20 protein-coding genes are annotated in these 19207 nt (G+C 61.9%); 12 read left to right on the top strand and 8 right to left on the bottom strand.

Translation table 11 applies throughout. The annotated features are described in order from the left end of the window. On the top strand, window positions 1–1308 hold the full coding sequence (deoA, locus tag CO667_RS04065) for a thymidine phosphorylase (protein ID WP_097617176.1): 1308 nt from the start codon (window positions 1–3) through the stop codon (window positions 1306–1308). 3 nt (window positions 1309–1311) lie between these two features. Here the strand turns inward: deoA and CO667_RS04060 are convergent, their stop codons facing one another. From CO667_RS04060 to CO667_RS04030, 7 genes are all read right to left on the bottom strand, one after another. Further along, complete coding sequence (locus tag CO667_RS04060; protein WP_097617309.1) at window positions 1312–1845, bottom strand: TIGR02281 family clan AA aspartic protease; 534 nt, start codon at window positions 1843–1845, stop codon at window positions 1312–1314. Window positions 1846–2008: 163 nt separating this feature from the next. After that, the gene (gene upp, locus CO667_RS04055) at window positions 2009–2638 is read right to left on the bottom strand and encodes a uracil phosphoribosyltransferase (protein WP_012759721.1); all 630 of its coding nucleotides are present in this window, start codon (window positions 2636–2638) and stop codon (window positions 2009–2011) included. Window positions 2639–2731: 93 nt separating this feature from the next. Beyond that, window positions 2732–3700 (bottom strand): adenosine deaminase, encoded by a 969-nt coding sequence (locus tag CO667_RS04050; RefSeq protein WP_097617175.1) that lies wholly within the window; start codon window positions 3698–3700, stop codon window positions 2732–2734. Then, entirely contained in the window at window positions 3697–4917 is a 1221-nt protein-coding gene (locus tag CO667_RS04045; protein ID WP_097617174.1) for a phosphopentomutase, read from the bottom strand. The genes CO667_RS04050 and CO667_RS04045 overlap by 4 nt, the downstream gene beginning before the upstream one ends. 112 nt (window positions 4918–5029) lie before the next feature. Next, complete coding sequence (locus CO667_RS04040) at window positions 5030–5611, bottom strand: TadE/TadG family type IV pilus assembly protein (RefSeq protein ID WP_097617308.1); 582 nt, start codon at window positions 5609–5611, stop codon at window positions 5030–5032. Then, window positions 5611–6246, bottom strand: a complete 636-nt coding sequence (locus tag CO667_RS04035) for a TadE/TadG family type IV pilus assembly protein (protein ID WP_097617173.1) — start codon at window positions 6244–6246, stop codon at window positions 5611–5613. The genes CO667_RS04040 and CO667_RS04035 overlap by 1 nt, the downstream gene beginning before the upstream one ends. A 114-nt stretch (window positions 6247–6360) precedes the next feature. After that, window positions 6361–6771 carry a pilus assembly protein N-terminal domain-containing protein gene (locus tag CO667_RS04030; protein WP_097617172.1) on the bottom strand — a complete coding sequence of 137 codons (411 nt, stop codon included), beginning with the start codon at window positions 6769–6771 and terminating at the stop codon, window positions 6361–6363. Window positions 6772–7149: 378 nt separating this feature from the next. On the opposite strand from CO667_RS04030, the gene CO667_RS04025 reads away from it, so the two are divergent. From CO667_RS04025 to CO667_RS03980, 10 genes are all read left to right on the top strand, one after another. Then, the gene (locus CO667_RS04025) at window positions 7150–7338 is read left to right on the top strand and encodes a Flp family type IVb pilin (RefSeq protein WP_097617171.1); all 189 of its coding nucleotides are present in this window, start codon (window positions 7150–7152) and stop codon (window positions 7336–7338) included. A gap of 124 nt (window positions 7339–7462) precedes the next feature. Further along, window positions 7463–7975: a prepilin peptidase gene (locus CO667_RS04020; RefSeq protein WP_097617170.1), complete on the top strand. Its 513-nt coding sequence runs from the start codon at window positions 7463–7465 to the stop codon at window positions 7973–7975. 110 nt (window positions 7976–8085) lie between these two features. Then, window positions 8086–8901, top strand: coding sequence for a Flp pilus assembly protein CpaB (cpaB, locus tag CO667_RS04015; RefSeq protein WP_097617169.1), 816 nt, complete (start codon window positions 8086–8088; stop codon window positions 8899–8901). 12 nt (window positions 8902–8913) lie between these two features. Next, window positions 8914–10413: a type II and III secretion system protein family protein gene (locus CO667_RS04010; protein ID WP_097617168.1), complete on the top strand. Its 1500-nt coding sequence runs from the start codon at window positions 8914–8916 to the stop codon at window positions 10411–10413. Continuing rightward, entirely contained in the window at window positions 10410–11168 is a 759-nt protein-coding gene (locus tag CO667_RS04005; protein WP_097617167.1) for a CpaD family pilus assembly protein, read from the top strand. Before CO667_RS04010 ends, CO667_RS04005 begins: the two co-directional genes overlap by 4 nt. Window positions 11169–11182: 14 nt before the next feature. Next, the gene (locus CO667_RS04000) at window positions 11183–12460 is read left to right on the top strand and encodes a CpaE family protein (protein ID WP_097617166.1); all 1278 of its coding nucleotides are present in this window, start codon (window positions 11183–11185) and stop codon (window positions 12458–12460) included. A 109-nt stretch (window positions 12461–12569) separates the two neighbouring features. Beyond that, entirely contained in the window at window positions 12570–14045 is a 1476-nt protein-coding gene (locus tag CO667_RS03995) for a CpaF family protein (protein WP_097617165.1), read from the top strand. A 5-nt stretch (window positions 14046–14050) separates the two neighbouring features. After that, window positions 14051–15058, top strand: coding sequence for a type II secretion system F family protein (locus CO667_RS03990; protein ID WP_097617164.1), 1008 nt, complete (start codon window positions 14051–14053; stop codon window positions 15056–15058). Between the two features lie 15 nt (window positions 15059–15073). Continuing rightward, complete coding sequence (locus CO667_RS03985) at window positions 15074–16060, top strand: type II secretion system F family protein (RefSeq protein ID WP_097617163.1); 987 nt, start codon at window positions 15074–15076, stop codon at window positions 16058–16060. A gap of 74 nt (window positions 16061–16134) precedes the next feature. Further along, window positions 16135–16767, top strand: a complete 633-nt coding sequence (locus CO667_RS03980) for a LysE family translocator (RefSeq protein WP_097617162.1) — start codon at window positions 16135–16137, stop codon at window positions 16765–16767. Window positions 16768–16834: 67 nt separating this feature from the next. Here the strand turns inward: CO667_RS03980 and CO667_RS03975 are convergent, their stop codons facing one another. After that, a complete protein-coding gene (locus CO667_RS03975; RefSeq protein WP_097617161.1) occupies window positions 16835–17671 on the bottom strand; it encodes a tetratricopeptide repeat protein in 837 nt (278 codons plus the stop codon). 144 nt (window positions 17672–17815) lie between these two features. Between CO667_RS03975 and CO667_RS03970 the strand changes: the two genes are divergently transcribed. Further along, on the top strand, window positions 17816–19207 hold the full coding sequence (locus tag CO667_RS03970; RefSeq protein WP_097617160.1) for a M17 family metallopeptidase: 1392 nt from the start codon (window positions 17816–17818) through the stop codon (window positions 19205–19207).

Below are 19207 nucleotides of genomic sequence, written 5' to 3'. Positions count from 1 at the left end.
ATGATTCCGCAGGAGATCATCCGGCGTAAACGCGATGGGGAGGAACTAGGCCCCGCCGATATCAACTCTTTCATCGCGGCACTCGCTGCCGGCCAATTGTCGGAGGGCCAGATCGGCGCATTCGCCATGGCCGTCTGGTTCAAGGGCATGTCGCGCCAGGAAACCGTCGCCTTGACGCTTGCCATGGCCGACTCCGGCGATCGGCTGCAATGGGCTGACATCGACCGCCCGATCGCCGACAAACATTCGACAGGCGGCGTCGGCGACAATGTTTCGCTGATGCTGGCGCCGATCGCTGCCGCCTGCGGCCTCGCCGTGCCGATGATATCGGGGCGCGGCCTCGGCCATACCGGCGGAACGCTGGATAAGCTCGAATCCATTCCAGGCTATATGATTACCCCGGATGCCGATCTGTTCCACAAGGTCGTAAAAGAGGCGGGATGCGCCATCATCGGCCAGACCGGCACCTTGGCGCCTGCCGACGGCAGGCTTTATGCCGTGCGGGATGTGACCGCCACCGTCGATTCCATTCCCCTCATCACTGCTTCCATCCTCTCGAAGAAACTCGCGGCCGGGCTTCAGACGCTGGTGCTCGACGTCAAGGTCGGCAACGGCGCCTTTATGGCCGACCGCGCCCAGGCCGAGATCCTGGCACGGTCGCTGGTCGAAGTGGCCAATGGAGCAGGCGTAAAGACCTCGGCGCTGATCACCGACATGAACCAGCCGCTCGCCGATAGTGCCGGCAACGCTGTCGAAATGCGCAACTGTCTGGATTTCCTGGCGGGTGGGAAGGCGGATACACGGCTTGCGACCGTCGTTCTTGCCTTCGCCGCCGAAATGCTGGTGAAATCAGCCATTGCCGCCTCGTCTGAGGAAGCTGACGGGATGGCGCGTCAGGCCTTGTCATCGGGGAGGGCGGCTGAAGTCTTCGCGCGCATGGTCTCCATGCTCGGCGGCCCGCCCGACCTCATCGAAAACCCCGACCGATATCTGGCCAGAGCGCCAGTGGAAAAATCTATCCCGGCCGCTCGGTCCGGCTGGCTTGCCGCCTGCGATGCCCGCGGCATCGGCGTCAGCGTCATCGATCTCGGCGGCGGCAGGCGCCATCCCAAAGACCGGATCGACCACCGCGTCGGCTTCTCCGAACTCCTGCCGCTTGGCACGCGCGTCAGTGCGGGCGACCCGATCGCGCTGGTTCATGCCGCCGACGAAGCAGCGGCGGAGAAGGCGGCGGCTGCCCTTGCCGGGCATTACCACATCACTGAGGACCGGCCGGAGCCGACACCGGTGATTACAGGCCTTATCTGACACCTACTGCTTGAGGCTGAGCGAACCGTCGGCGACGGAATAGGAGGCGAGTTTCCGCAGGAAGCTCATGCCGACAAGCGTCGTCGTCAGCGCATCGTCCTTGAGGACGAAGGCTTCGACCTCGCGCACGCGGATACCGCCGATCTCGACCCGGTCGAGCATCACATGCGCCGCCTTCGTCTGACCGTTAGCGGTGTTCACGCCATAGCGGAAATCGAGCTGGTTGGCCGTGTAGCCGAGCCGGCGGGCAAGCGTCTCGTTGAGCGCCACATAGGTGGCGCCGGTATCGATCAGGCCTTGCACCGTTTTGCCGTTGATCTTGAAGCTGCCGGTATAGTGGCCCTGCGCATCCGCCTGTAGACGGATCGCGTTGCTGCCGGAAACCGGCGCGGGTGCGGCGGGCTTGTTGCTTTCAGGCGATACGTAATTGGCGGAAAGAGCGTCGGCGGGCTGCTGGCCGGTGCTTCCGAAGAAGGAAGGCGCCTGTGCGGCCAGCACCGCGGCGATGCTGGCGAATATGACGGTACGCACGAGCATGAAACAGAAATCCTTCCTGTTAAACCCGGCTTCATGCAGGGCCTCATGCTTCAAGCTTGCTAAACCTCAAATCCTGATAAGTTGCTAATATCCATACAAAAAGGCCCGGAACGAAGCATCCGGGCCTTTTAAACTCTTTCGATTTGGTAAAGGAAGGCTGAAGCTATTTGGTGCCGTACATGCGGTCGCCGGCATCGCCGAGGCCGGGCACGATATAGCCCTTCTCATTGAGATGGCTGTCGATCGATGCGGTGAAAACGGGAACATCGGGATGGGCAGCGCGGAAGTTGCGGATGCCTTCCGGGGCGGCGAGCAGGCAGAGGAAGCGGATATTGTGAGCGCCGCGTTCCTTGAGCTTGTCGATCGCCGCGATCGACGAATTGCCGGTCGCCAGCATCGGGTCGACGACGATGATCAGGCGCTCGGCCACATCCTCCGGCGCCTTGAAGTAATATTCGACCGGCTGCAGCGTCTCGTGGTCGCGGTAGACGCCGATATGGGAGACGCGGGCGGAGGGCACGAGATCGAGCATGCCTTCGAGCAGCCCGTTGCCGGCGCGCAGGATCGAGGCGAAGACCAGCTTCTTGCCCTCGAGGATCGGCGATTCCATCGTCTGCAGCGGCGTCTCGATCGTTTCCATCGTCAGTTCGAGATCGCGGGTCACCTCGTAACAGAGAAGCGTGGAGATTTCGCGCAGCAGCCGCCGGAAACTTCCCGTCGATGTCTCCTTGCGCCGCATGATGGTGAGTTTGTGCTGCACCAGCGGGTGATCGATGACCGTGACGCCGTCCATGGGGAAGCCTTTCATTCTTTCTATCGAATGTTTCTTTCACGGAAATCGGCCCGACTGCAAGAGTAGAGGCCAATCTTCCCCAGCCTCTCGCCCTTAAATCCGGGCAAGCAGGGTCTTGCGTGTCTCTTCGTCGACGAAGGCCGCCTCGATCGCCGTGCGCGTCATGGCATCGATCTCGGCGTCGCTGAAGCCGAAAGCCCCGGCGGCAAGTTCGTATTCCCGCTCCAGCGAGGTATGAAAGAAAGGCGGATCGTCCGAGCTGATCGTCACCCTGACGCCCGCTTCCTTCAGCCGGCGCAGCGGATGGGAGGCGAAATCGGCAAAGACCCCGAGCGCGATATTGGAGCCCGGGCAGACCTCGAGCACGGTGCCGAGATCGGCAAGCCGCTTCACCAGATCGCGATCCTCGACGGCGCGCACGCCATGGCCGATGCGCGAGGGACGCACGGCATCGAGCGCATCGGTAACGCTGAAGGCGCCGCAGACCTCGCCGGCATGGATCGTCAGCCCCAGGCCGGCATCGCGGGCGATATCGAAGGCGCGCGCATAGTCGGCGACGCGACCCATACGCTCCTCGCCGGCAAGGTTGAAGCCTGTTATCAGAGGATTGCCGGCCCTGGCCGCGTATTCGGCGGCGCCGATCACACTCTCCGGACCGAAGTGCCGCTCGCCGGTGACGATCAGCCGGGCCTCGATGCCGCTCTTTTCCCTGGCCCGCCGGATGCCCTCGCAGACGCCTGATATATAGGCGTCGGCACCGAGCCCGATGCGTTTGCCGTGGTCGGGCGAAACGATCAGTTCGCTGTAGATCGTATTGATGCCGGCGAGTTCGTCGAGATAGGTTTCGGTCAGAAGCGCATAGTCCTCCTCGGTCCGGTAGACCTCGGAAACCTTGTCGTAACATTCGAGGAAGCTTGCGAAATCACGCCAGACATAGGCGCCGCCGCGAAGCTCACCGCTGATGTCGACGCCGTATTTGCGCGCCTGCGCCTCGGTCAGAGCGGGAGGTGCCGCACCCTCCAGATGGCAGTGCAGTTCGACCTTCTTCAGATGCGATGTCACAGAAAACTCCTTCCATGCGACCCGGCCGGAATGCCGAGATGGCGCGCGACGCTTTCGCCGATATCGGCATAGCTGCGGCGCACGCCGATGGAACGCGACCGGATGCCGGGGCCATAAGCGATGACAGGCACACGCTCGCGCGTATGGTCCGTGCCGCGCCAGGTCGGGTCGCAGCCGTGGTCGGCGGTGAGCACGACGAGATCGCCCGGCTTCAGTTTCTTGTGGACTTCGCCCAGGCGTGCGTCGAAGGCTTCGAGTGCGGCGGCATATCCCGGCACGTCGCGGCGATGGCCGTACATCATGTCGAAATCGACGAAATTGGTGAAGACGAGATCGCCGTCCGCAGCCTCGTCGATGGTGGAAAGCGTCGCATCCATCAGCGCCTCGTTGCCGTTCGCTTTGATGACCCTTGATATGCCCTGATGCGCGAAGATGTCGCCGATCTTTCCCACAGCATGCACATGCCGGCCGTTTTCGATAAGCCGGTCGAGCAGCGTCGGCTCCGGCGGCAGCACGGAGAAGTCGCGACGGTTTCCGGTGCGCTGGAAGGTAGAGGCGGACTGACCGACGAAGGGCCGGGCGATGACGCGGCCGATATTGTAGCGATCGAGCATCCCTCGGGCCAAACGGCAGAAGGCGAGCAGACGATCGAGGCCGAAATGCACTTCGTGCGCCGCGACCTGGAAGACCGAATCCGATGAGGTGTAGCAGATCGGCTTGCCGGTGCGGATATGCTCCTCGCCGAGCCGAGCGATGATCTCGGTTCCCGAGGCATGGCAGTTGCCGAGAATGCCGGGCACGCCGGCCTCTTTGCACAGCGCTTCCAGCAGTTCCGGCGGAAAGGCGTCACCCTCTGTCGGGAAATAACCCCAATCGAAACTGACGGGTGTTCCCGCGATCTCCCAATGGCCTGACGGCGTATCCTTGCCGCGGGAGATTTCGCTGGCGGCGCCATAAATACCGTAGACCTTCTCGGGAACCGGCATGCCGGCCGGAAACCGCCCGGAGGCCGATCGCGCGATCTGCATCAGCCCGAGTTCCGACAGGTTGGGCAGGGAAAGCGGCCCCTCACGCAATCCGGCGCGGTCTGCGGCGCCGGCTGCGCAGAACTCGGCGATATGGCCGAGCGTATCGGCGCCCTCGTCGCCGTAGGCCGCCGCATCCGGCGCTCCGCCGACGCCGAAAGAATCCAGAACGAAAAGAAAGACACGCGCCATTTAACACCCGAAAGAGTCGATCGTCGGCCTCCGGGACATCGGAAGCAGCTGGCGCTCAGGCATATAATGCTGCGGCCGGCTTGGCAAATTCGAGGGAGAGAGGAAAGGGCTGTCAGCAGTCGCCGCAGGGGATCGAGTCGCCCTGCCGCTGGCGGTAGAAGTAACTGCGGCTGATGGTGATCGTGCGCATGCCATCCGGCATGAAGTTCGGCGCAAACAGGAACATCGTATAGGGGATGCTGAGCTCGGTGCGAACCAGGAAGCTGTTTGCCGTCTTCATATCGGACGGCACGTCGGACACGGCGGTGTTCTTGGCATAGGGCGCCGTGCCGTCCTGTGCCCAGGACCACAGCACCTTCGCATTGGCGCCGGCGTCGACGGTAATGCCGGTGATCTTCAATGTCAGCGACGTCGCGTTGTAGGGCACGAAGATCGCGGTTGCCACCGAGGGCATCTGCGCAAGCGCGCTCTTGGTGACGGATTGCTGCTGGGTGACGAGGTCGGCGATCGAACCTGCGGCGCGTGTTACGCGCTTGCTGACGCTGAGGCCGACGGTGATCTCGAAAGCGCCGATATAGAGCATGACGAGCACGGGAAAGAGGATCGCGAATTCGATCGCCCCGGCGCCCTTGCGGTCTCGGATGAGCCGCCGCGCCGACAATGCCAGTCTGGTGAACGGGTTGCGCAAGGCCATCATGGATACTGCTCGTTCTGGAAGGCCGCGGTCGCGACGATCAGATACTGCCTCGGCATCGAGCCGTCGGAGGGACGTATCGTCGTGATATAAGGCCGGACCAGGTCCGCGGTGATTTCCCAGCGGTAATAGGCGCGGACCATGTTGACGGTGCCGGCACCGCCCGGTGCATATTTGAAGGCTGCCGTGTTGATGTCGGCATATCTGTCGGTGGAAAGTTTGGGGATTGTCGTTGGAATGGCCGAAAAGCTGCTGAAGGTCTGCACATCCAGGTAGAGTTTGCTCGGCGTGGCGACTTCGCTCGCCGAGCAGCGGATCAGGATCGAGATCTCGTCGCAGAAAGCCTGGCGGAATTGCGCCTGGTTCATATCGGTCGTGCGGCCGAGATTATAGGTAATTTGCCCGGTTCGCATCTTGCGGCTCATCGTATCGACGGCGTTAGAGACGAGTTCCTCGGCAGCAAAGGCGACGAAGGTTTCGAGGATTGCGAAAATCACCAGGAAATAGGGAATGGCGAGCAAGGCGAATTCGATCGCCGCAGCACCATCCCGCGAGCGGGCGAGAGCGCGAAACCGTAGAAAACGGAAATGCTCTAGGGAGTGCGCCTTATCCGTCTTCTGATCAATTACCGTCATAGCCTGGACCCGAGCGACATTCTCTGTCCGTCACACTAGGGTCCGTTCGTTGATTTTCCGTTTCAGTCTGACACGACGATTTTAACGAATGGCCGAAGAACTGAGGCAAGCCAATCAGGGCGAGGCGGCAGCGGTGGCCGCCTGCTGCGCATGCTGCTCGCAGTTCGGCGTGCAGGACAGCACGGAGCGTTCGGTCTGCCGGTAGACCCGCACCGTGTTACCCTCGTCGATCGACACCAGGATGCGCTCATCGAGGATCGCATTGCCATCGGCATCGAGCAGCACCAGATTGGTGGTGCCGAAGCTGCGTCCGGTCAGCACGATGGTCTTGGCGTCGGCGACGGTCGCATCGGCGACCTTGGCATTGCCGACGATGACCTTGCTGACCGGGCGGTCGAGCTTCAATACGCGCGCGTGATCCATATAGACGCGCAGCATGTCATCGTCTGCGGCCGCGGAAATTCCCGAAACACCGAAAACGGCGATCATGCCGGCAAAGAAAATGGTTTTGCCGCTCGATGACATTTGGTCCTCTTTCACGATCACAGCGCAATATCCGCATAGAATGGAAAAAAATGGTGAATGAAGCCTTAAGCACGATACCGTGTTCCGGAATGAGGCGTGATGATCCGATTTGGTACGGCCTCGGGCAGCGCACGCATCGGTTGGAAACGAGTTTTGTGCTATTTTCGGATGAATGCGGCGGTTATATCAGGAATATCGTTAAATATTGAAGCAAGCATGTAAGAAAATACTTACTGTACAAGGGCCTATTGTTCGGTTCAGATCTCGTTAACTCTTTTCCTTAAGCCGATGGAAACGGCCATTCGCTAGGTTGCAGTCATCCGATCAACGGCAACAGTTGGCGGACGTGCTGAACATCAACTGGAGTTAGGAGTTACCATGACCAAGCTTTTTAGCCGTTTTCTGAAGGACGAATCCGGCGCGACCGCAATCGAATACGGCCTGATCGCCGCCCTCATTTCCGTGGCGCTCATCACCGGCGCAACGAGCCTTGGCGGCAAGATCGGCAACGTGTTTACCGGCTTGAGCAACAAGATGGACACCTCGGTCACCGCGAGCGGCGGCTAAGATCGCTGCTGCCTGACGGCATTCGCATATGCCGGCCGGATTTTCTCCGGCCGAACTATCCGAGCGGGCTCACAGGCTGAACAGCCGTGAGCCTTTTCGCATCATGTCTTGATCGGATATACGCATGATCGCAGCTGCAGTTTTCCTGATACTGCCACTCTGCCTCGCCATGGCGGCGTTCTCGGATCTGTTTACCATGACGATCCCGAACCGCATTTCCGTGATCCTGATCGCGTCTTTCCTCGTCCTCGCCCCGTTCTCTGGCTTGGGACTGGAAATGATCGGCATGCATCTTGCCGGCGCCGCCATCGTCTTCAGCACCTGCTTTGCTCTCTTTGCATTCAATGTGATGGGCGGCGGTGATGCCAAGCTGTTGAGTGCCACCGCGCTCTGGTTCGGCCTGAACGAATCCCTTGTTTTCCTGATGACCGACGTTGCTATGATCGGCGGCCTGATCACCTTGCTGATCCTGCTGGTCAGAGCGCAATCGAACACCATCCTCGCCATCGGTCTGCCGGTGCCGAACTCGGTCCTGCTGGCCAAGAAAATCCCCTACGGTATCGCCATCGCCATCGGCGGCTTCATGGCCTTCCCTTCCTCGCCGCTGTTCCTCGCCGCGCTGGAAAGCCTGAAATAACGGCATTTTAAATGCCCGTTAACTTAAAATCTAAGCGTTCCATTAACCATAATTATACCAATTGCTGAGCATTCTGCGGGGCGAACATATCGTGCCCTGAGGAATGATCGATGAAACCGGCCCGCCTTATAATCCTAGCTGTCGCCGTGACGGCAGCCGGCCTCGCCGGCCTGCTGGCGATGCAAATGGCAGGCAGTGGCGGTGTCGTCACCCAGGTTCAGTCGGTGATCGAGAAGGAGCCGACCGTCAACGTCCTCGTCTCCGCCGGCAATCTGGCGGTCGGCGAAAGACTGGACGAAAAGACGGTGCATTGGATGGCCTGGCCGCAGGGCGGCGTCGTCCCGGGCCTCATCACCGAAACCGACAAGCCGGATGCGATCAAGGATCTGCAGGGCGCCGTGGTGCGTCTGCCGATCTTCGAAGGCGAACCGATCCGGCCGGAAAAGATCGCCGATTCCAACAGCCGCATCCTTTCCTCGCTCTTGCCGGCCGGCAAGCGCGCCGTCGCGACCGAGATATCGGTGGCGACAGGTGCCGGCGGTTTCATCCTGCCAAACGACCGCGTCGACGTCATCATGGTCCGCAAGGGCACCGAGGCCAATAAGCTCATCACCGAAACCGTGCTGAGCAATGTCCGTGTCCTCGCCATCGACCAGCAGATCCAGGAAAAGGACGACGGCTCGAAGTCGGTGGTCGGCACGACCGCGACGCTCGAGCTCACGCCCGATCAAACGAAGGTTCTCGCTGTCGCCCAGCAGATGGCGGACCGGCTGTCCCTGGCGCTGCGCTCGGTTGCCGATGCGCAGGAGCAGGATACCAGTGCCGCCGACTATCTGCTGAGCGGCGATAACGGCAGTGCGATCATCCAGGTCATCAAATCGGGCGCCATCGTTACGGATGCCGGCGCAGCGCCGAAGGCGGAGTAAGAGGACGTGCAAATGGGCAATTCAAAGCGGCGCGCCGGGCTTCTCCTGACAGCTTGCCTCTCGCTGGCAGTCGGCGTGTCCGGTATGGTGCCGGCCTCTTTCGCACCGCTTCTAGGGTCAAGCGAGGCGCGCGCCGATTCCGACAATCTAATCCGCATCTCACAGACCGGCCGTGATGCCCACCGCCGGCTGAAGCTCGGGCTGAACAAGGCGGTCGTCGTCGATCTGCCGGAGGATGCGCATGATATCCTCGTCTCCGATCCGACCATGGCCGATGCCGTGACCCGCACCTCGCGGCGCATCTACCTGTTCGGCAAGAAGGTGGGGCAGACGAACATCTTCGTCTTCGGTGCCGGCGGGCAGGAGATCGTCAATCTCGACATCGAAATCGAGCGCGACGTTTCCGGACTCGAAGTCAATCTCCGCCGCTTCATTCCCGACTCCAGCATCAACGTCGAAATCGTCTCCGACAACATCGTGCTGACCGGCACCGTGCGCACCCCGCAGGATGCCACACAGGCCGCCGATCTGGCGCAGGTCTTCCTGAAGGGCGGCGAGGCGACGACCAGAACCGAGACCGCGTCCGGCACCGGCGGCGACAGCTCGGTGGCGCTCTTTGCCGAAGGCCGCCAGTCCTCGCAGGTCGTCAACCTCCTGCAGATCGAGGGTGAGGACCAGGTCACCCTGAAGGTGACGATCGCTGAGGTCCGCCGCGAGGTGTTAAAGCAGCTCGGCTTCGACAATCTGGTTTCCAATTCTTCCGGCATGACGGTCGCCCAACTCGGCAGCCCCAGTGCTGACAGCGCCACATCCACGGTCGGCGGCGGCCTGGCGGCGCTCTTCAAGAGCTCGATCGGCAAATACGACATTTCGACCTACCTCAACGCGCTGGAACAGGCCAAGGTCGTCAAGACGCTCGCCGAGCCGACGTTGACGGCGATATCGGGCCAGGCCGCGACCTTCAATTCCGGCGGTCAGCAGCTTTTTTCGACGACCGACAGCAACGGCAACGTCACCGTCGTGCCTTTCAACTTCGGTATCAATCTCGCCTTCAAGCCGGTGGTGCTGTCATCGGGACGCATCAGCCTGGAGATCAAGACCAATGTCTCCGAACCGGTGGCCGGCAGCAACGGCGCCACTTTTCAGCGCCGTTCGGCGGAGACCTCGGTAGAACTGCCCTCGGGTGGCTCGATCGCACTGGCCGGCCTGATCCGCGACACCGTTTCCCAGACGATGGGAGGCACACCCGGCGTTTCGAAGATCCCGCTGCTCGGCACCCTCTTCCGCCAGAAGGGGTTCGAGCGCCAGGAAACTGAACTCGTCATCATCGCGACCCCCTATCTGGTGCGTCCGGTGGCACGCAATCAGCTCAACCGGCCGGACGATAATTTCAGCCCCGAGAATGACGGCGCAACCTTCTTCCTCAACCGTGTCAACAAGGTCTATGGCCGCCGCGAGGCGCCCGTCGCCGATGCGCAGTTCCACGGCTCGATCGGGTTCATCTACAAATGAGCGGGGCAGGATCGGCAGCAATGGACGAGAACAGAGATCAGGCGATGGCCCATATGAAATCGACGACACCCCGCCTCCGAATCTCGAAGGCGCTCATGGCCGCAGCCGGCGTTTCGGTGGTGCTCCTTTCCGGATGCGCCGGCCCGCACGACCAGCTGACGACAGGCGGTATTCCGGATGACTACCGCGCCCGCCACCCGATCATCGTGACCGAAGCGGAGCAGACGGTGGATATACCCGTCGCCTCCACCGATCGCCGCCTGACCATCGCTCAGCGCGACCTCATCCGCGGTTTTGCCGCAAATTACATCGCGCGCGCCTCGGGTCCTGTATACGTGCTGTCGCCGCAAGGTTCGCCCAATTCGGCGGCAGCCTACCAGCTGCGCAATCAGGTCCGTGCCGAGCTGGCGTCGAGAGGGATCGCAAGCTCGAAAATCGTCAACACGTCCTATGCCGCGATCGGCCCCGGCGATGCGGCGCCGATCCGGTTGAGCTTTACCGGCACCACCGCGATCACGACGCAATGCGGTCAGTGGCCGAAAGACATCTCGAACGACTTCACCAATCAGAACTACTATAATTTCGGCTGCGCCTCGCAGAACAACCTTGCCGCCCAGATCGCCAATCCGGAGGATCTGGTGGCGCCCCGCGGCATGACCCCGATCGACGCGCAGCGGCGCAACAATGCGATCCAGGAATACCGGACGACGACGTCGACGATCGAAGACGTCGCCGGCAGCGACAGCAGCTTCTGAGGCGGAACGGGACGATGAGCGCGATCGAATACGAAATCAAGAATCCCAGCGAGCTTCGCCACGCCGAAGAGGCGGTGCGCATGGCGGATCTGGAAAACATGCGGCCGCTGCCGCGGATCTCCGTCCACGCCTTCTGCGAGAGCGAGACCCTGCAGCAGGTGATGGAACGCTGCGCCAACGATCGGCGCGTGGCGAAGGTCAGCATGCGCATCACCAGCGGCGGCATCGCCGCTGCCGCCAATATGTTTTCCGGCGCCCCGACGCCGAACCTCATCATCCTTGAGACCAAGGCGAATGCCGCAAACCTCCTCGGCGAACTCGCGCCGCTCGCCGCGGTCTGCGATCCGACGACCAAGGTCGTCATTATCGGTTACTACAACGATATCGGGCTGTATCGCGAGCTCATCCGCAACGGCATTTCCGAATATATGGTCCAGCCCGTCGCCATGCCCGATATCCTGGCGTCGATGGCATCGATCTTCGTCGATCCGGAAGCCGAGCCGCTCGGCCGCAGCATCGCCTTCATCGGCTCGAAGGGCGGCACCGGCGCTTCGACCATCGCGCACAATTGCGCCTTCGGTATTTCCAATCTCTTCTCCACCGAGACGATCCTGGCCGATCTCGACCTGCCCTATGGCACGGCGAATATCGACTTCGACCAGGATCCGGCCATGGGCATCGCCGAGGCGGTCTTCGCGCCCGATCGTCTCGACGAGGTCTTCCTCGACCGCCTGCTGACGAAATGCTCCGAGCATCTTTCCCTGCTTGCGGCCCCCTCGCTGCTCGACCGCGCCTATGATTTCGACGGCCAGGCTTTCCAGCCGGTGCTCGATGTCCTGCAGCGCAGTGCGCCCGTTACCGTGCTCGATGTTCCGCACGCATGGTCCGAATGGACGCGCTCGGTGCTGTCGAGCGTCGACGAAGTGGTCATCACGGCGGTTCCCGACCTCGCCAACCTGCGCAATGCCAAGAACATGCTGGATGCGCTGCGCAAGATGCGGCCGAACGACAGGCCGCCGCATCTCATCCTCAATCAGGTCGGCATGCCGAAACGCCCGGAGATTTCACCGTCGGATTTCTGCGAGCCGCTGGAGATCGATCCGATCGCGATCATTCCCTTCGACATCAATCTTTTCGGCAACGCCGCCAATAGCGGCCGGATGATCTCGGAAGTCGACCCGAAGTCGCCGACGGCGGAAACCTTTTCGCAGATATCGCACATCGTTACCGGCCGTGTCGCGATCAAGAAGGCGAAGAAGGGCGGCCTGCTGGGCCTCCTGAAGCGTAAGTAGACGATGAGCAATTCCAGCAAAACTGTGCAGCGGTTTTGCCAGGCAAAGCGTGAAACGCTTTTGCCGGAAGCGTGAAAACAAAAAGATAGAGCAGATTGGATTAAGCGGCATGTTTGGAAAACGCGGAAATGAAGGTTCCGGAAAGGCCGGAGGGGCGATTGCTCCCCCGCCGCCGGCTCCGGCCGCTGCCCCTGCGGCCTCGCCACCCTCCATTCTGGTCGAACCTTCGCGCGACTCCGAACGCCAGCAGGTGACGCCGCCGCCGATGCAGACGCCGCAGCGCAAGCGCCCTGTTCGCACCGATGAATATTACGACACCAAGGCGCAGGTCTTTTCCGCGCTGATCGATACGATCGATCTCTCGCAGCTTTCCAAGCTCGACGGCGAAAGCGCCCGCGAGGAAATCCGCGATATCGTCAACGACATCATCACCATCAAGAACTTTGCGATGTCGATCTCCGAGCAGGAAGAGCTGCTCGAGGATATCTGCAACGACGTTCTCGGCTACGGTCCGCTGGAGCCGTTGCTGGCGCGCGACGATATCGCCGACATCATGGTCAACGGCGCCGGCCAGACTTTCATCGAAGTCGGCGGCAAGACGATCGAATCCGAGATTCGCTTCCGCGACAATGCGCAGCTTCTGTCGATCTGCCAGCGCATCGTCAGCCAGGTCGGCCGCCGTGTCGACGAATCGAGCCCGATCTGCGACGCCCGCCTGCCGGACGGTTCGCGCGTCAACGTCATCGCGCCGCCGCTGTCGATCGATGGGCCGGCACTCACCATCCGCAAATTCAAGAAGGACAAGCTGACGCTCGATCAGCTCGTCCGTTTCGGCGCGATCACCCCGGAAGGCGCGACCGTGCTGCAGGTCATCGGGCGCGTGCGCTGCAACGTCGTCATCTCGGGCGGCACCGGCTCGGGCAAGACGACGCTGCTGAACTGCCTCACCAACTATATCGACAGGGATGAACGCGTCATCACCTGTGAGGATACGGCCGAACTGCAGCTGCAGCAGCCGCATGTCGTGCGTTTGGAAACACGCCCGCCGAATATCGAAGGCGAGGGCGAGATCACCATGCGCGATCTCGTCAAGAACTGCCTGCGTATGCGTCCCGAGCGCATCATCGTCGGCGAAGTGCGCGGACCGGAGGTTTTCGACCTGCTGCAGGCGATGAACACCGGTCACGACGGCTCGATGGGCACAATCCACGCCAATACGCCGCGTGAATGCCTGAGCCGTATCGAATCGATGATCGCCATGGGCGGTTTCACCCTGCCGGCAAAGACGGTGCGTGAGATCATCTCCAGCTCGGTGGACGTGATCATCCAGGCGGCGCGTCTTCGCGACGGTTCGCGCCGCATCACCCAGATCACCGAGGTGATCGGGATGGAAGGCGACGTCATCATCACCCAGGACCTGATGCGTTACGAGATCGAAGGCGAGGATGCGGGCGGTCGCCTGATCGGCCGGCACATGTCGACCGGCGTCGGCAAGCCGCATTTCTGGGATCGCGCCCGTTACTTCAACGAGGAAAAACGTCTTGCCGCTGCCCTCGACGCGATGGAAGCGAAAACGAAGGAATAGGCGAGATGTTCGGGTTCGATCCGATAGTGCTGGCAATCGTCGTCCTCGCCGCCATCTCCGCGGCGGCGGTTGCCTATGCCTTGATGTTTTCACGGATCGAGGCCGACAAGAAATCGGCAAGCCGCATCAACCGCGTCAAATCGGCCGAAAGCGACCGGGTCAAAGTCAAGGTTGCGCGCGACCGGGTGCAGGAACTGTCGAAGCGCCGCAAATCGGTGCAGGACAATCTGAAGGACCTGGAAAAGCGCCAGCACGAAAAGACCAAGAAGACCCTGTCGCTGAAATCCCGGCTGGTGCAGGCCGGCCTGACGATCACGGTGGGGAAATTCTATCTCTTCAGCGCCGTTTTCGCCTGCGTCGTGCTGCTCATGGCCTTCGTCGTCGGTGCATCTCTGATGGTGATGATCGGTGTCGCCGTCGTCGCCGGTCTCGGCCTGCCGCGCTGGGTCGTCGGCTTCCTGATCAAGCGCCGCCAGAACAAGTTCCTCAACGAGCTCCCCAATGCGCTCGACGTCATCACCCGCTCGATCAAATCGGGTCTGCCGCTCAACGATGCGATCCGTCTGATCGCAACCGAAGGCACCGAGCCTGTCAAAAGCGAGTTCCGGCGCGTGATCGAGGCGCAGCAGGTGGGGCTCAGCATTCCCGACGCCTGCGCCCGAATGACGCTCCATATGCCGCTTCAGGAAGTCAATTTCTTCGCTATCGTCATCGCCATCCAGTCGCAGGCCGGCGGCAATTTGTCGGAAGCGATCGGCAACCTCTCCAAGGTGCTGCGCGAGCGCAGGAAGATGAAAGCGAAGGTTTCGGCGCTTTCGATGGAAGCCAAGGCGTCGGCCGTCATCATCGGCGCCCTGCCCTTCATCGTCGCGACCCTCGTCTATCTCACCTCACCGAACTACATGATGATCCTTTTCACCGATCCGCGCGGCCATTTCATCATGGGCGTCTCGGCGATCTGGATGTCGATCGGCATCTTCGTCATGCGCAACATGGTCAATTTTGACATCTAGCGGGAAGGAAGCACCATGTCGCAGGATCTTGCCGCAACCCTGACCAATCCGAGCACGCTGATCGCCCTCTTCGTCGCGATCGCCGTCTTCGCCACGTTTTACACGATCGCCATTCCCTTCTTCGAGCGTGGCGATCTCAACAAGCGTATGAAGGCCGTTTCGACCGAGCGCGAGCAGATCCGCGCTCGCGAACGCGCCCGCATGAACACCGAACCCGGCAGCGGCAAGGCCTCGCTCAGGAGCCAGAACAACCGCTCGGTCCGCCAGATCGTCGAGCGCTTCAACCTGCGCAAGGCGCTCGTCGACGAGAATACCGTCAACAAGCTGCGTGCCGCCGGTTTCCGCTCGGAGAATGCGCTGAATACCTTCCTTGTCGCGCGTTTCCTGCTGCCTTTTCTCTTCCTGGCGCTCGCCGGTTTCTGGGTCTTCGGCCTCGGCAATCTCGCCGAAAGGGGCACGCCCATCCGCCTCTTTGCCGTCATCGGCATCGGTTATCTCGGCTTTTACGCGCCGAACATCTATATCTCGAACCGCATGGGCAAGCGTCAACACTCGATCAAGCGCACCTGGCCGGATGCGCTGGATCTGATGCTGATCTGCGTCGAATCCGGCATCTCGATCGAGGCCGCGATGCGTCGCGTGTCGGAAGAACTCGGCGAGCAGTCGCCGGCGCTGGCCGAAGAAATGGTGCTGACCACGGCCGAGCTCTCCTTCCTGCCGGACCGCCGCGTCGCGCTCGAAAATCTTGCCACCCGCACCCAGATCGAGCTGGTGCGCTCGGTGACCCAGGCGCTGATCCAGGCCGATCGTTACGGCACGCCGGTCGCCCAGGCGCTGCGCGTTCTCGCTCAGGAAGGGCGTGACGAGCGCATGAACGAAGCGGAAAAGAAGGCAGCCGCCCTGCCGCCGAAACTGACGGTGCCGATGATCCTGTTCTTCCTGCCGGTGCTGATCGCCGTCATTCTCGGTCCGGCCGGCATCCAGGTGGCCGACAAGTTCTGAGGCTTGCCGTCGTTAAATCGATTCCGATTTAAGCAATTATGCAGTAGCCTTCGATCGTAAACGAGGGTTCCTCAATGTCTTCTGCAGGCGTTTTCATCAGCATCATGGCAGCCCTGGCGGTCGGTGCCATGAGCCCCGGCCCGAGCTTCGTCGTCGTCTCCAGAATTGCCATTTCGCGGTCACGGCTGGACGGGCTTGCGGCCGCACTCGGCATGGGCGCCGGCGGTGTGGTTTTTGCCGTGCTGGCGCTCGCCGGTCTGACGGCACTGCTGTCACAGTTCGAATGGCTCTATATCTTGCTGAAGGTCGCAGGCGGTGCCTATCTCATCTACATCGCCGTCAACATCTGGAGAGGTGCCGCGCAGCCGCTCGAGGTTTCCGACGCCGTCCATAGTCACCGCGCGCCGATGCGCAGCTTCACGACCGCGCTGCTGACCCAGCTCAGCAACCCGAAGACGATCATCGTCTATGCCAGCCTCTTTGCCGCGCTTCTGCCAAGGACGGTACCGCTTGATCTGATGATTGCGCTGCCGCTCGGCGTCTTTGCGGTGGAAGCCGGGTGGTATTCGATCGTGGCGTTCGCCTTTTCGGCCCGCCACCCGCGGCGGCTCTATCTCGCAGCGAAGAGCTGGATAGACCGGGCCGCCGGTGCCGTCATGGGCGGCCTTGGCCTGCGTCTTATTCTTTCGGGCCTGAGCGCTCGTTAGTGAGTGCTCGTTAAGTGAGTGCCCGGTAAGAAGGCGGACTGTTGACGACACAATCCGGATCATTCGGTCAGTTGGTATTGCTGCCGTCCGTCGCTCCCGGCGTCTTGTCCTTGGCGGCGAGTTTCTGCCAGGAATTCTGCTGCGAGAGCATGCTTCTGAGATAGGCGACATTGGCGTCGGCCTGCTGTGGCGACAATTCGCGCCGCGCGATCTGCTCGGCCTCCGGAAAGCGTCCCTGCAGACCGACGACGAGGGCAAGATTCTGCCTGACCCGGCTGTCGGCGGTGGGTTGGCCGGCGGCGGAACGCAGATAGGTTTCGGCCGTGCGCAGATCGCCGGTCAGCACATAGGACATGCCGAGGTTGGAAAGGATGGAGGGCTCGTTCGGCTGGATGTCGAGCGCGTCGCGGTAGCGCTGCCTGGCATCGCTTGCCTTGCCCATTTGGTCGAGGATCGCACCCTGGGCCGAGATCAGCTTCCAGTCCGGACGGTCCGGTGTCTGGGCGCGGCCGATCGTGTCGAGCGCCTGCTGGAATTGGCCGGCCGCCGCCTGCGCCTTGCCGTAGGCGGCCAGCACGTTGCGGTCGCTGGGGTTGGAGATCGCCACCTGCTGCATGACGGCGAGCGCCTGCGCGTCGCGCCCGTTCATGCGCAGCAGATTGGCATAGTTGACGCCGTTGACGGGATCGCGCGGGTTCTTTTCATAGGCCTGGCCGAGCCGGTCCGTCGCCGCGCGCAGCTCGGTCGCGTCCATCTCTTCAACCGGCTTGGTGAGCTTCGGCACCGAGCCTGTCGTCATCCGGTCCTTGGTCGTCGAGCAACCGGCAAGTGCGAGCACGATCAGCGATGCCGCGGCACTCTGCAGGATACGATGGGTGAATGTGGTGGTGAGCAAGGCAGGCATGGCGCGTTCCTGGATTCAGAAAGTCGGCGCCTGACCTCGAACGCGGAACAGGGAAAGGTTTGACGCAATCTTCGCTCCAGCAATAGTCTGTTAACCCTAACAGACCGTTAAGGAACGATTCCTTACGACCGCCGAAGGACAATCATGGCCCCCTATCAATTCATCGAGAGACCGACCCCTTTCAACACGAAGGGCGGTTCGACGCTGCCGATCTTTGCCGTCACGCCTGCCCATATCGAGACCGGCACGATCGATCCGATCGCGCTCGATTGGGCGCAAAGGGCGGGCTACAAGGCCGAAAGCGGGTCGCTGCTGTTGATCCCGACGGCCGAAGGCCATCTCGGCGGTGCGCTTTTCGGCCTTGGCACCAATCCATCCGAGCAGCCTTACATCACCGGCAGGCTCGCCCGTGCGCTGCCGGCCGGCGACTGGCACATCGAGACGGCGCCGCTGACGGCCAATCGCCTTGCCCTCGGCTTCGGGCTCGGCAGCTACCGTTTCGACCGTTACAAATCGGAAAAATCGCCGGCGGCGACGCTGATGATCCCCCGCGATGCCGACGCCGCCGATATCAAGCGCCAGCTCGCCGGCGTCTTTCTCGCCCGCGACCTCATCAATACGCCGACGAACGACATGGGGCCGAACCAGCTCGAGGCCGTTTTCCGTGGCCTTGCCGCACATTACAAGGCGGAGGTGTCGGTTATCTCGGGCGACGACCTGCTCACGCAGAACTTTCCGCTGGTCCACACCGTCGGCCGCGCCAGTGCCGATGCGCCGCGGCTTCTCGAACTGCGCTGGGGCAAGAAGGGCCATCGCAAGGTGACGCTGGTCGGCAAGGGCGTCTGCTTCGATACCGGTGGCCTCGACATCAAGCCTGCCGCCTCGATGCTGCTGATGAAGAAGGATATGGGCGGCGCGGCGAATGTCATGGGGCTTGCCCTGATGATCATGGACGCCAAGCTGAAGGTCGATCTGCGCGTCATCGTCCCCGTTGTCGAAAACGCCATCTCGTCCAATGCCTTCCGCCCCGGCGACATCTACCGCAGCCGCAAGGGCCTGACCGTGCAGATCGACAATACCGACGCCGAAGGCCGCCTGATCCTGGCCGATGCGCTGGCCTATGCCGACGAGGAAGAACCCGAGCTGTTGATCGACATGGCGACGCTGACCGGTGCAGCCCGCGTGGCGTTGGGTCCGGATCTGCCGCCTTTCTTCACCGATGACGGCAATCTGGCGCATGACCTGACCGAAGCGAGCCTGGAAACCGACGATCCGATCTGGCGCCTGCCGCTTTATTCCGGCTATGAAAAGGATATCCGCACCAAGTTCGCCGACCTCACCAACGCGCCGGCCGGCGGCATGGCGGGGGCGATCACCGCGGCCCTCTTCCTCAAGCGTTTCGTCAGCAAGACGAAGAGCTGGGCGCATTTCGACATTTACGGCTGGGCCCAGTCCGAACGGCCGCATTCGCCGGGCGGTGGCGAGGCGCAGGCGATCCGCGCGCTCTTCCATCATATCCGCGAGAGCCTGCGCTGA

The organism is Rhizobium sp. L43 (assembly GCF_002531725.1).
Classification (GTDB): domain Bacteria; phylum Pseudomonadota; class Alphaproteobacteria; order Rhizobiales; family Rhizobiaceae; genus Rhizobium.
This window is presented reverse-complemented; position numbering and strand designations above follow the sequence as displayed.